At 70.0% G+C, this 13502-nt stretch carries 9 protein-coding genes; 2 read left to right on the top strand and 7 right to left on the bottom strand.

Annotated features, from left to right (window positions below):
• Nucleotide 1: 1 nt before the first annotated feature.
• From pbpC to AC07NI_RS14900, 4 genes are all read right to left on the bottom strand, one after another.
• Nucleotides 2–2011: a penicillin-binding protein 1C gene (pbpC, locus tag AC07NI_RS14915; RefSeq protein ID WP_494620383.1), complete on the bottom strand. Its 2010-nt coding sequence runs from the start codon at nucleotides 2009–2011 to the stop codon at nucleotides 2–4.
• 35 nt (nucleotides 2012–2046) lie between these two features.
• Nucleotides 2047–7101, bottom strand: coding sequence for an alpha-2-macroglobulin family protein (locus AC07NI_RS14910; protein ID WP_494620381.1), 5055 nt, complete (start codon nucleotides 7099–7101; stop codon nucleotides 2047–2049).
• 108 nt (nucleotides 7102–7209) lie between these two features.
• A complete protein-coding gene (locus AC07NI_RS14905; RefSeq protein WP_494620379.1) occupies nucleotides 7210–8037 on the bottom strand; it encodes a carbonic anhydrase in 828 nt (275 codons plus the stop codon).
• Between the two features lie 79 nt (nucleotides 8038–8116).
• On the bottom strand, nucleotides 8117–8590 hold the full coding sequence (locus tag AC07NI_RS14900; protein WP_494620377.1) for an Lrp/AsnC family transcriptional regulator: 474 nt from the start codon (nucleotides 8588–8590) through the stop codon (nucleotides 8117–8119).
• Between the two features lie 120 nt (nucleotides 8591–8710).
• Here AC07NI_RS14900 and ald point away from each other — a divergent pair, with 120 nt between their 5' ends.
• Nucleotides 8711–9823 carry an alanine dehydrogenase gene (ald, locus tag AC07NI_RS14895; RefSeq protein ID WP_494620374.1) on the top strand — a complete coding sequence of 371 codons (1113 nt, stop codon included), beginning with the start codon at nucleotides 8711–8713 and terminating at the stop codon, nucleotides 9821–9823.
• Nucleotides 9824–9886: 63 nt separating this feature from the next.
• Here the strand turns inward: ald and AC07NI_RS14890 are convergent, their stop codons facing one another.
• Together AC07NI_RS14890 and AC07NI_RS14885 are read right to left on the bottom strand one after the other, a co-directional pair.
• Entirely contained in the window at nucleotides 9887–10591 is a 705-nt protein-coding gene (locus tag AC07NI_RS14890; protein WP_494620372.1) for a glycosyltransferase family protein, read from the bottom strand.
• A gap of 154 nt (nucleotides 10592–10745) precedes the next feature.
• Entirely contained in the window at nucleotides 10746–11624 is an 879-nt protein-coding gene (locus tag AC07NI_RS14885; RefSeq protein ID WP_494620367.1) for a bifunctional regulator KidO, read from the bottom strand.
• On the opposite strand from AC07NI_RS14885, the gene AC07NI_RS14880 reads away from it, so the two are divergent.
• A complete protein-coding gene (locus tag AC07NI_RS14880) occupies nucleotides 11617–12699 on the top strand; it encodes an XdhC family protein (protein ID WP_494620362.1) in 1083 nt (360 codons plus the stop codon). The two genes, AC07NI_RS14885 and AC07NI_RS14880, sit on opposite strands and share 8 nt — an antisense overlap.
• Here AC07NI_RS14880 and AC07NI_RS14875 read toward each other — a convergent pair.
• Nucleotides 12696–13451, bottom strand: a complete 756-nt coding sequence (locus tag AC07NI_RS14875; protein ID WP_494620358.1) for a creatininase family protein — start codon at nucleotides 13449–13451, stop codon at nucleotides 12696–12698. The two genes, AC07NI_RS14880 and AC07NI_RS14875, sit on opposite strands and share 4 nt — an antisense overlap.
• Nucleotides 13452–13502 lie beyond the last annotated feature (51 nt).

The raw sequence follows: 13502 nt of genomic DNA, 5'->3' as shown, positions 1-13502 counted from the left end.
TCTAACCGCCCTTGATCCGCACCTTGGCTGTCGCCTTGCGCCCCTGCGCGTCGACCACCGACAGCTTGTAGAAGCCCGGCGCGACCGGCTTCCAGATCGCGCGGCCGCTGACCGGGTCCAGGTCCAGCGGCCGGCCTTCCACGTACCACGTCAGGCCCTCGCCCTCGGCGGCGAGCACCAGGCCGCGCGCCTTCGGACTGAAGGCGTCCACCTGCACCGACGCGCCGTCGGGCGGGAAGATCAGGCGCGGGCCTTCGTCGGCGGCGCGCAGCTTCTGCAAGGCCAGCGGCGCCAGCTTCGGCGCGATCGGGCGCGGGGCCGAGCTCTGGGTTCCGATGGCGTCGGCGACGTCGAACAGCAGCGGCAGGGCCGCGTCGCGGCCGGTCAGCCCCCCCCGCGCGCCGCCGTCGGCCCGGCCCGTCCAGACCAGGATCGCATAGCCGCCGACCACCCCCGCCGCCACCGCGTCGCGGAAGCCGTAGGAGGTGCCAGTCTTGAACGCCATCGACGGCCCACCGCGCGTCAAGGCTGACGGGGCTCGGCCGCGTGGAGCCGGGGCTTCGCGGAGGATGTCCAGCACCTGCCGCGCCGCTTCGGGACGGACCATGCGTGTGCCGGCCATATGCTCGCGGGCCTTGGCGTCCTCCTCGGTCCAGGCCAGCGGCTTGGCGATGCCGCCGTCGCCGAGCGCGGCGTAGAGCATGACGAGGTCGCGCCAGGTGATCCCCTCGCCGCCGAGCGCCAGCGCCAGACCGGCCTCCTTCAGCTGCGCCTTCGGACGCGCCAGGTGCGCGCCGGCGGCCTCTATGCGGCCGGCGAAGGCCTCAGGACCGAGCTTCTCCAGGGTCGCCACGGCCGGGACATTCAGCGAGTGGGCCAGGGCCTCGCGCACCGTGACCTTGTCGTGGAACACGCGGTCGAAGTTCTCGGGCTGGTAGTCGGCGAAGCGAGTGGCGTTGTCCTGCAGCTGGGTGTCGGGCGCGACCAGGCCGTCGTCCATGGCCATGGCGTAGATGAACGGCTTCAGCGCCGAGCCCGGCGAGCGCAGGGCGCGGGTCATGTCGACCCAGCCCCCGGCTCTGTCGCGGCCGGCCGAGCCGACGGACGCGCGGACGGCGCGGTTCTTGATCTCGACCACCAGCACAGCGGCGGTGGCGTCCGGGCCTTGCGCGCCCGCCACGGCGGCGACCATCGGCTCCAGTCGCGACTGCAGGTCGGCGTCGAGGGTCGAGACCACGCTGGCCTGGCCTTGCGGCGCGTTGCGGGCCAGCTCGCCGGCCGCGTGCCAGGCCAGGGTCGGGAACGGCGCGCGGCGCGGCAGTGGCTCGTTCTCGGCCTCGAACGCGGCGGCCTGGGTGATGGTGTGGGCGCGGACCATCTTGTCGAGCACCCCGCGCCGGGCGGCCTTGGCGGCGTCGGGACGGCGGTCCGGGCGACGCGCCTCGGGCGACTGCGGCAGGGCGATCAGCAGGGCCTGCTCGCCGTCGGTCAGGCTGGACGGCTCGTGGCCGAAATAGCTGAGGCTGGCCGCCCGCGCGCCTTCCAGGTTGCCGCCATAGGGGGCCAGGGTCAGGTACAGCGCCAGGATCTCGCGCTTGGACAGCCGCGATTCCAGCTGCACGGCGCGGACCATCTCGATCAGCTTCGAGCTGAGATTGCGCGGGCGCGGCTCCAGCAGGCGCGCGGTCTGCATGCTCAGGGTCGAGGCGCCGGACGTGGCCCGGCCATGCACCACCGCCGAGCCGACGGCGCGGACCAGCGACAGCGGATCGACGCCCAGGTGCCAGTAGAACCGCGCGTCCTCGGTGCGGATCAGGCGCTTCTGGAAGGTGGGATCGGTGCGCGACAGGTCCGCGCGGATCCGCCAGCGGCCGTCTTCGACCGGCAGGGCGCGCAGCCAGGCGCCGCGACGGTCGAGAACGACCGGCGACGAGTGCCTGGCCCGGGTCATGTCGGGTGGAAACGCGGCGCTGAGGGCGAACAGCCCGACCTCGACGGCGAGGGCGATCACCAGGCCTTTGGTGATCGCCCCAAGTCTGTCGTCCCTCACTGACCGGGCGCGATCGTCGCGCGCGAGGCCTCGGAGCGGCCCACCACCGCCGGGCGATACATGTCCTTGGCCACGGCGCCGGGCAGGAAGAAGCTCCCCGGCGTCACGGCCCGGGCCACATAGGCCAGGGCGAAGCCCTTGTTCCCTTCGAGGTCCAGCGCGGCGATGAAGCGGTCGTCGCGGCTTTCCTGGACGTCGGCGGCGGTCAGCTCGCCGAGGAACTTGAACGGTCCGTTCTGGGCGTCGTCGGCGCCGAGCGTGGTCTCGATCTCGAAGCCGGCCGGCAGGGCGTCGTCGACCACGAGAGCGGTCGAGCGGGCCTGCATCGAGCGGCCGGAGACCAGCACGATGATCCGGTCGCCCTGGCGGATGGTCGCCGGATCGATCGCGCCGCCGCCCATCGACAGCAGGCGCTTGGACACCGACAGGCCGTTGGCCTCCGCGCCCGGAGCCGAGACCGGCGTGCCGCGTACTGAGACGGTCCGCCAGATCGCGCCCTTGCCGGCGTTGACGAAGTGGGCGTCGGTCAGCTTGCCGACCGCCCAGCGCGGCGCGCCACCGGCCGGCGGCAGGGCGTTGGCCCCGCTGGCCTGGATCGACATCGGGCCCGAGGCCTGGATCAGGGCGTTGGCCGCGTGCAGCAGCGCCGCCTGCTCCTGGGTGTTCAGGCTGTCGGGATCCTTGCTGACGTTCTCCAGGCGGCCCTGCATCTGGCGAGCGATGTCCATCATGTTGGACTCGGCCGCGAGAGCCGTGATCACCGCGGTGTCGCGCAGGTTCGACTGGTACCAGTCCTGCTCGTCGCGATAGCCCAGGCTCGACACCGCCTGACGCATGGCCGAGCGGGCGCGGGCGTTGTCGCCCATGCGGGCCAGGCCGGCGGCCACATAGGCCTTGGCGATCGGCTGGCTCTCGTCCTTCATCTGGACGTCGTGCCACCAGCGCAGACGGGCCAGGTCACCCTTGCCGGCCTTGGCCATCACGTAGAGCGCGTAGGCGCTGGCGCGGCGGCGCATGCGCTCCGTCGCCTTCTTCGAAGCGTCCTCGTTGCTCGCCCACCAGCCCGGATATTCCATGCGGTAGGCGACCGACGAGAAGCCCTCGGGCCGGCTGACCTGGCGCATGGCCGAGACCGCCTTGTCGATGGCGTTGTCGGGCACGGCTACGCCTTGGGCGCGGGCTTCCAGCAGGAAGTCGACGACATAGGCGCCGAGCCACGGATCGGCCTCGCCGTCGCCGACGCGCCAGAGCCCGAAGGCCCCATCCAGGGTCTGGCGATCCAGCAGCTTGCCCACTGCTCCAGCCAGCGCAGCGGGAGTCCGCTTCAGCTTCGGATCGTTCGAGAAGGTCTGGGCGTAGAGCAGCGGATAGGCCGTCGAGACCAGCTGCTCGGTGCAGCCGTACGGATAGCGCTGCAGGGCCACGGCGATTGCCGACGGGTCGAAGCCCCGGATCGGCGAGTAGCTGACCTGCATCGTCACGTCGCCCGCCGCCAAGCCCGACAACAGCTGGTACGAGGGCGTGAAGCTCTCGCCCGGCTTCTGGACCTCGGTGGTGGTGCGCACGATGTCGCCCCAGCCAAGGCGGGTCTGGATCGGATAGTCCTTCTGGGTCGCGAAGCCTGGGCCAGCGACCTTGAAGCCAATCTTGCCGATGCCGGTGACGTCCGGCGCCAGGAAGGGGATCTTCTCGGCGATGCGCTGGCCCAGGATCAGCTGGAACACCTTCTTGAAGGCGACCTTCAGTCCGTTGGTCGAGAAGGCCTCGGCGGTATAGGCGCCCGGCTTGCCCTCGACATTGTGCAGCTCCAGCGTGGCGTAGGCCTGGTCGCCTGGCGCCAGGAAGCGCGGCAGGTTGAGGTCGGCCACCACGGGCTGGCGCACGGTCAGCGGCTTGGAGGCCGAGCCGACGGCGGTGTCGGTCCAGGCCACGGCCTGGATGCGCAGCTCGCCGTTGAAGTCGGCGGCTGGCAGCTTAATCACCGCCTTGCCGTCCAGACCGGTCTCGACGATGCCGGACCACAGGGCCACGGTCTTGATCGGGGTGGTCGTCAGGCCCTCGCCGCCGACCTCGTCGCCACCGAAGTTCACGTTCGCCGGCGCGCCCAGGTTCGGGTCGAGCAGGCGGCCATAGTCGTCGCGGTAGTTCAGGGTCAGGGCGCGCTTGCCGAAGTACCACTTCACCGGGTCGGGGCTGTCCTGGTGGGTCAGCTGCAGGATGCCCTCGTCCACCGCGGCGATGGTGACCTTGGCCTTCTGGCCAAAGCCCAGGCCCGACACCTTCACCGGAATCTCGACCGGCGCCTTGCTGTCGATCTTGGTCGGCGTGCCGAGGTCCACCGTCAGCTTGCGGCCCTTCGGATCGATCGGGACATAGACCAGGCCGAGCGCGCGGCGCGGCTTGGGCGAAGCGACCGGGTCACGCGGCTGGATGACGCTGACCATGACATAGGCCCCGCCGCCCCAGGCGGCCGAGGTCTTCAGGCGCACGGTCGTGCCGTTCTCGCCGACGCTAACGGTTTTCAGGTCGATCAGGCGATCGGTGGCGACCGCGATCTGGGCTTCACCGGCATAAGGCGGCTTCAGCGTGATCTCGACCGTATCGCCCTGGCTGTAGGTCTGGGTGCCGGCCGAAACGCGGACCACGTCCGGCGCCTCGCCTTCGCGGGCCGGCGCGCCCCAGCCCGCCGAGAAGCGGGTGACGGTCTTGGCGCCGTCCGCGCCCTCGACCTCGAGACGATAGTCGCCCCAGCCGAGGCGGCGGGTGAACTTGGCCGGCGAACCGGCGCTGATGTTCACCTGCGCTTTGGCCACGATCGCGTCGCGGCTGCTGCGGCGCCACTGCCAGCGGCCGTTCTGCTGGAACCAGTCATAGTCCCAGCGCTCGGCCACCAGGGTGTAGGTGGCGGTCGCGCCGACCCGCTGTCCGGCGGCGTTGACGGCGATGATGTCGAGGCTGACGGGCGGATCGCCCTTGCCGGCCTCGCCCTGGTCGACCTTGACGCCGTAGTACAGCGCCTTGGGACGAACCTTCAGCTCCAGCCCCTCGCGGACCGGCCGGCCGCCGGGCTCGAACACGGAAGCCGTGACCGAGGCGACCAGCGGCTGAGCCGTGTCGCCGGCATCGGTGGTGGCGACCGACAGGATCGCGCGGCCCTCGCCGTCGGTGACGGTCGAGCCGAGGTCCAGATACTTCTCGTCGAAGGTCTTGGACTGGTCGCCCCACTCGAAGCCCTTGTAGGCCGGGAACGGGTCGCTGTCGGCGCGCAGACGGGCCTCGCCCTGGGTCTGCAGGCCGGCGCCCGGCGCGCCGTAGAGGAAGCGGGCCGAGACATCGACCTGGCGGGTCTCGCCGGCCCCGACGGGGCGGGCTTCCTGACCCGTGGTGGTCACGGCCAGGCGTTGCGGCGCGAAGTCCTCGACCGAAAAGCTCAAGCTGCCGGTCGCCTCCTCGATGCCTTCGATATGCAGCTCGGCGGTCCAGCGGCCACGCGGGGCCGAACGCGGCAGGGCGATATCGGTCAGCACCGCGCCGGCGTTTGCCTGGCCGAACGCGTAGCGCTTGAACTCGACGCCCGAGGGCCGCTTGACGATGACCTCGCCCTTGCGGTCGGCGACGGCCTTGGCCATCCGGTCGCGGACCATCGAGGTCAGGTGGACGGTCTCACCAGGCCGGTAGATGCCGCGGTCGGCATAGAGGTAGCCGTCGATATCGGCCGCCACGCTGCGCCCGTCGACGCCGCCCTCGGTGCGGCCGCCGACGCCCTGCTTGGAGAGATCGACCGGCGAGCGGTCCAGATCCAGCACGGCCAGATCGCCTTGCGGGCCATAGGCCATGACCATCTTGGCGCGCTCGGCGCCCGTGCCTTTCAGCAGCGGACGCAGGAAGCGCACGCGGCCGTCGGCGTCGCTCTTGGCCTCGGCCAGGGGCTCGCCATCGGCGGCCACCAGGTTGACGTTGACGCCCGACAGGGTCTTGGCGCTCTTCAGCGAGCGGACCACGACATCCAGGCTTTCCGAGCCGTCATAGGCCAGCATGGCCATGTCGGTGAAGACGATCCAGCGGCGGGCCTGGGCCGGGTTGTTCTCGCTGTCGTCCGGATCGCGGCCGCCCGAGGCGTCGCGCGCCTTAATGACGAAGGCGCCGGCCTTCATGTCCTTCAGCACCGCGCCCAGCGGGAAGACGGTGGTGGCCTTCTGGCCGGTCGCGCCGCCCGTAACCTGAATCGTGCCCTTCCAGACCTGGCGGCCGTCTTCGCCCACGGCGTCATCGCCATACTCGCCGGCCCAGTCGCCCTCGCCGGTCGGATCGGGCGCGGAGATCGACTTGCGGACTAGGTTGCGGTCCGGCACGCGCCAGACCTCGATGGCCAGGGCCTGGACGTTGATCGTCTCGATGCCGACGCCGTCCGACTCCTCGCGCGGCAGGATCACGCCGTCGCCGGCGAAGCCGACATACGGCGGCTTCTCACCGAAGGTGAAGTCGACATCGGCGTTGGCGGTCAGGGTGTCGCCGCCCTTGGCGGGCAGACCCTTCAGCAGGGTGATGCGATGATCGGTGAAGCCGACGCCGCCCAGGCACAGCTCGTCGCCCTTGACGCGCACCGAGGGCTGTCGGCCCAGATCGGGCGAGACCAGCACGAAGTCGGCATAGGACTTGGACGGGTCCAGGTCCTTGCTCATGCGGATGCAGGCCAGGGGGTCGGGGCCGGAGCTGTCGACGCGGGTCTGCCAGACGGCGAAACCTTCGGGCTTGGGAATGCCGCGACGCGGGGCGTTGGCCGAGCGGGGCTTGCCGAACAGGCTCCAGGCCTCGCCCTTGACCGCCGTCGCGCCGGCCGGCTTGCCGCCGCCGAAGAACATGCCGGCCTTGCCGACGGCGAAGCCGCCGCCGAAACCGACGACCAGCGCCCCGGCCACGGCGATCGCCACCGGGCCCTTCAGGGCTGCGGGCCAGCGTTCGGAAACCTGGCCGCGAAGCTTGTCCCAGCGGTCACGCCAGGAGGCTTGGGTGTCGCGAGCGCCTTCCGGCGGCGTCTCGTCCGTCGACATCCGTTATCTCCCAAGTGATTTGCGCAGGTTCAGGGCGAATTGAACCTAAGCGCGACCAGGGGTCAACGGCAGTCGAATGACAGTGTTACGCTGAATACTTAAGCTTGATCAGGCGTCGAACGACACCACGCCCGTCGCCAGGTCGTAGCAGGCCGAGACGACCTTAAGGCGGCCTTCCTCGATGCGCTCGGCCAGGACGCCGTCGGCGACCTTCAGGCGGCCGGCGATGTCGCGGACGTTCTGGTGGATGGCGGCGTCCTGCAGGTCGGCCGGGTGCTTCTCCTGAGCCTCCAGCACCGCCGGGATGATCGGCAGCACCATCTCGTACAGCGCCCCGTGCAGATTGGCGTGCTTGGTCGCCACGTCCACCGCCGCGCCGACCGCGCCGCACTTGGTGTGGCCCAGCACGACGATCAGCGGCGCGCCCAGGTGCTCGACGGCGTAGACGATCGAGCCCAGGCCTTCTCGGCTGACGGTAGAGCCCGCCACGCGGACGACGAACAGCTCACCCAGATTGCAGTCGAAGATCAGCTCCGGCGCGGTGCGGCTGTCGGCGCAGCCGATGATCACCGCGAACGGCTTCTGGCCCTTGGAGAGCTCGCTGACCCGCGCCAGGGTCGGCAGCATCAGGTTGGCGCCGCCCCGGGCGAAGATGGCGTTGCCGTGCTTCAGACGGCCCAGGGCCTCTTCGGGCGCGACCTCCTGGGCGGGCTCGGCGGCGGCCGGAGCGTGAGCCGGCTCGGCCTCCAGCGGCTTGACGTTGGCCAGGGCCTTGTCCAGCGCGGCCTTGTCGGAGGTCTGGTGCTTGAGGGCCGAGCGCGTGCGGCGGCCCTTCTTGGTCAGGATGGTCGGCGCGGGGCCGTCACCCTCTGCGAAAGCGATGGCCGGCGCGGCCAGACCCGCCAGGGCCCCCAGCAGAAGTCGTCTCGAAACCATCTCGTCCCCCGACGCGGTTTGATGTCGGCGGGGAGCATACCCGATTTAGGTTAACCGGGCTTAACAGCATTGCGATATCTCAAAGCGGCAGTTCGACGCGCTTAACGACAGTCCGCATGGCGATACTGCTGCTGACGCGGACCACGCCGGGAATGCGGGTCAGCTCCTGGGCGTGGACCCGTTCCAGGTCGTCGACGTCGCGCACCACCAGCCGCAGCAGGTAATCCGAACCGCCGGTCATCAGGTAGCACTCGGCCACCTCGCGGACATTGGTCACCGCCTTCTCGAAGGCGCTCAGCGCGCTCTCGGCCTGGGAAGACAGGGTGACGGTGACGAAGACGCTGAGCGGCAGGCCCACGGCCCGCTCGTCGATCACGGCGGCGTAGCGGCCGATGACCCCGGCCTCCTCCAGCGCCCGCACGCGACGAAGGCACGCGGACTCGGAAAGATTCACCGCCTCGCCCATTTCCACATAGCTGGCGCGGCCCCGCCGCTGCAGCAGGTGGAGGAGCTTCCGGTCGAAGCTGTCGAGGTCGACGGGAGGTTTCTTCACCAGAACGCCCCTATTGCGCAGGATTCCTGCATAACACGTTTTGTGTCGCACGAAATACCCAAGGAACCTGCAGGCTGCGAGGCGTAAACCGGCGTCAAATCGCTTTTGGAGGAAAGCATCATGCGCGTAGGCGTCCCTTCCGAGATCAAACCGGGTGAACACCGGGTCGGCCTGACCCCCACGGCCGTCCGTGAATATGTCGGCCACGGCCACACCGTCCTCGTCCAGTCGGGCGCGGGCCTGGGCGCCGGCTATGCCGACGATGTCTATGTGAAAGCGGGCGCGACCATCGCTCCGGACGCCGACGCGGTGTTCGCCGGCGCGGACATGATCGTGAAGGTCAAGGAACCGCAGAAGGTCGAGTGGGAGAAGCTCGAGCCGCGCCACATCCTCTTCACCTACCTGCACCTGGCGCCCGATCCCGCCCAGACCGAAGGCCTGCTGAAGAGTGGCTGCGCGGCCATCGCCTATGAGACCGTCACGGACGCCAAGGGCGGCCTGCCGCTGCTGGCCCCGATGTCGGAAGTGGCCGGCCGGATCGCCGTGTTCTCGGCGGCCGAGACCCTGCTCAAGCACAATGGCGGCATGGGCCTGCTGCTCTGCGGCGTGCCCGGCGTGCCGCCGGCGCGTGTCGTCGTCCTCGGCGGCGGCGTGGTCGGCTCCAACGCCGCCCGCATGGCCGCCGGCCTGGGCGCCGAGGTCGTGGTGCTGGAACGCTCGATCCCGCGCATGCGCGAGCTGGACGACCTCTATCAGGGCCGCATTCTGACCCGCTATTCGACCTTCGCGGCGGTCGAGGAAGAGATCCTCAAGGCCGACGTGATCATCGGCGCGGTGCTGACCGCCGGCGCGGCCGCGCCGAAGCTGGTGCGTCGCGAGCACCTGAAGCAGATGAAGCCGGGTTCGGTCCTCGTGGACGTCTCGATCGACCAGGGCGGCTGCTTCGAGACCAGCAAGCCGACCACCCACGCCGAGCCGACCTACACGGTCGACGGCGTCGTCCACTACTGCGTGGCCAACATGCCGGGCGCGGCCCCGCGCACCTCGTCCGAAGCCCTGGGCAACGCCACCCTGCCGTTCGGCCTATCGCTGGCCGACAAGGGCCTGGACGCGCTGAAGACCAACGTCCACCTGGCGCGTGGTCTCAACGTCCTGAAGGGCGAACTCACCCACCCGGCCGTGGCCGAGGCGCTGGGCAAGAGCTCGGTCGATCCGTACGGGGCTTGGAAGTAACCAGACAGCAGAAGGGCGCCGCGCGGCTTCGCACGGCGCCCTTCTTTTATTCTGAGCGTGGGATCAGGCCGCGAAGCGGGCGATGTCCAGGCGGCTCTCGACCATGTCCAGCACGTCCGTCATCCGGAAGTCCGGGTCCACCGGGTGCAGGGCGTCGTAGACCGAGCGGGCGAAGGCGAGATCGGCGGCGGTCTTCACCCGCCAGTCGAACCGCGACCAGTCGCGGGCGGCCTTCAGGTGGGCCTGGCTCCAGCGCTGGGGCTGGTTGCGGATGGCGGCGGTCGGCGAGATGCGGGCCTGCGGGTCGCGCTCCTCGGCGGCGGCCTCGCGCAGCACGCTGGCCTTGATCACCTCGACCTCTAGACCGGCCGGGAAGGTGCGATGCACGCGGTTGGAGGTGTAGTCGGCGCCGCTGGCCAGGGCCATGCGGACGGCGTCGTCGATGACACCAGGGTCCATGAACGGCGCGTCGCCCTTCAGGCGGACCACATGGGTGACCGAGCTGATCGCCTCGGCGCAGCGGGCGATCCTCGCGAGAATGTCGGCGCCGGCCCCGCGATGGACGGTGTGGCCGCGCGAGACCAGGAACCCGGCCAGGGCGTCGTCGACCGCTTCGTTGCTGGTCGCCACGATGATCTTGGAGAGGCAGCGCGCGCCGCGCAGGCGCTCCAGCTGGCGCATGATCATCGGCTCACCCTGCAGGGTGGCCATCGACTTGCCCGGCAACCGGGACGAACCCATGCGGGCTTGCAGGACGGCAAGGATCATGACGCGTCTCCCTATCTTGCGGATAAGCTAGACCAGACAGATAAAACTCAAGTGAATCAGAAGCTTACAGGACCTTAATCGACAAGCTTAATCGGCGCGCAAGAAAGCGCGGCCTGTCGACCGTCACAGTGTCGCTGGTGATTCCAGGTTTAGATCAGGCGACCCAACGTCGCGGGTCGAGCGCGACCGGATCGTCGATGGCCATCTCGTCCCAGTCGAGGTCCGGCGGCGGGCTCGAAGCGGCGGCGACCACGGCCGACAGCTCGGCGGCCGAGTTGACGCCGACCAGCACGGCCGAGCCTTCCGGGCGCGACAGAGCGAAGCCCAAAGCCGCTTGAAGCGGATCCGAGCGGCCCTCGGCGATCATCCGGCGCACGCGCGACAGACGGCCCGAGGCGCCCTTCAGCTGGGCCGGCACGCGGTCGGGCGGCAGGAACAGCAGGCCGTTCAGGAAGATCGAGCGCAGGTGCACCTCGACGCCCATGCCGGCGATGCGTTGCAGCGAGCCGTCGGCCAGCAGGCGCTGGTCGAGCAAGGAAGCCGGGGCTTGCAGGATGTCGGGCTTGAAGCGCTTGGCGACGCCGACCGGATCGTCGGTGGCGTGGGCCGCGACGCCAACCTTGGCGAACAGGCCCTGGTCCTTCAGGCGGTGCAGGCGGTCCCACAGGGCCGCGCCGTGCGGGCCGCACAGTTCCGAGGGCGAATGGACGATGATCGAATCAGCGCGCTCGACGCCGATGCGGCGCAGGGCGGCGCGGGCTTCGGCCTCGACGAAATCGGGACCGCGATCGGCGCGGGCCGTGGCCAGGCAGACGCGGAACGGCACCGGACGCGGGATCAGGTCGCCCAGCAGGGTTTCGGCGCGGCCGAACAGACCCGAGGCGTCCAGCACCGACAGGCGGGCGCGGGCGGCGATGTTGAGGATGTCGCGCGCTTCGGCTTCAGGCGAACGACCGCGCGGCGCCGACGAGCTTCCGCCGTCGAGACCGAACTGGGCCGCAGCCAAACCGAGTTTTGTGACCGAAATGGACATCGCCATCCGTGCGCGAAAACATCAAACAGATGCGAACGGTACGCGCCAAGGTTTGAACATCAGGTTTCTGGAAACTTGCGGAGGCGTTAACGTCGGCATGATGATGACCGACCGCTCAGACGATGCCTGGCCCATGCACGGCATGGCCGACGACGCCCGCCCGGCCTTGTCCGCCACGCTTTTACGGGGCCCCGCAGCCCTGGCTACCATCGTCGCCCTCTCCGGCGGCGGACCGCGTCCGGTCGGCGCGCAAATGGTGTTCGGCGAAAATATTGTTTCGGGATTTTTGTCGGGCGGCTGCATCGAGGCCGATGTCGAGGTCCATGCCGAAGCTTGCCTGGAGGACGGCCAGCCGCGCCGCCTCGTCTATGGCGAGGGCAGCCCCTGGCCCGACATCCGCCTGCTGTGCGGCGCGCGGATCGAGATCCTTGTCGAGAAGATCGAACCCGACGACCCGGCCGTCCGCACCCTGCTGGACCTGGCCGAGGCCCGCGCGCCCGCCTTCTGGGTCACCGACGGCCTCAAGCGCCTATGTGTCGAGGAGCCACAGGCCCCGTGGCCGGGCGCCTTCGAGCGCGCTTATGACCCGCCGCCGCGCCTGGTGGTGCTGGGGGGCGACCCGACGGCGCTGGCCGTTGCCAGTCTCGGCGCGCAGTCGGGCTTCGAGACCTTCTTGGTCCGCCCCAAGGGCCCGGCCGCGCCGCCGCCCCTGGCCGGGGTCGCCTACAGCCGCGAGACGCCCGAGGCGGCGCTGGCCGGCATCGCCCTGGACGCCTGGACCGCCGTCGCCGTCTGCGGCCACGACATGGAAGTCGACCACGCTGCGCTGATGGCCGCCCTGCCCTCGCCTGCGCCCTATGTCGGCCTGCTGGGCGCAAGGCGGCGACTGCCGGAGCGGCTGGCGCGGCTGAAGGCGGCCGGCCTCACCGACCGCGACCTCGCCAAGCTACGCGCCCCGATCGGCCTGGACCTGGGCGGCAAGGCCCCGTTCGAGGTCGCCGTAGCGGTGATCGGCGAGATCATGGCTACCCGCCACGGCCAGCCGGCGCTGGAACGCCGGGCGGTCGAAGCCTAGGCCGGCGCCTTCTCGGCCCCGAACGCGGCGATGTCTTCCAGCAGGGCGTTGGCGGCCATGTTCACGAGCTCGCCGCCCTTTTCGGGCGTGGCCTGGGCCGGGTCCGAGCCCATGCGGCCGTCGGCGTAGCGGGCGCGGAAGTCCAGGGCCTCGCGGATCGGACCCGACGGCGCGATCTGCGGCTCATAGGCCGTGGTCTTGATCGTTTCCGGATAGGCCCATTGGGTCACGGCGATCTCGGACGGGGTCGCGTGGCTGCCGTGGCCGACGGGGAATTGGCGGTTGGCCAGGGCGTTGACGCCGGCCAGGTCCCACCAGTTCTTCAGCTTCAGGGCGAACGGCGCGCGCTGCTGGCGGAAGCTGTAGTCGGCATAGATTTCCGAGAACGCCGCCTCGATCGAGGCGACATTGCCGCCGTGGCCGTTCAGGAAGTAGATCCGCGTGAAGCCGTGGGCCGAGAGCGATCGCACCCAATCGCCGATCGCGGCGATGAAGGTCGAGGGCCGCAGGAAGATGGTGCCCGGGAAGGCCAGGTGGTGCTGGGCCATGCCGATGTTGAAGGTCGGGGCCACAAGGATCCTGTCGCCGGCGCGCCTGCTGGCCTCGTGGGCGATGATCTCCGGACACAGCCAGTCGGTGCCCAGCAGGCCCGTCGGTCCGTGCTGCTCATTGGAGCCGATTGGCACGACCACGGCCTGGCTGGTCTTGATGCGCGCTTCGATCTCGGACCAGGTGGACAGGGCAAGCAGCATGGGGAAACTCCTAGGACTACCCCCTTCAATTGGACCTCGCCTTGCGCCAAC

This window comes from Caulobacter sp. GW821-FHT10E02, assembly GCF_059415225.1.
This window is presented reverse-complemented; position numbering and strand designations above follow the sequence as displayed.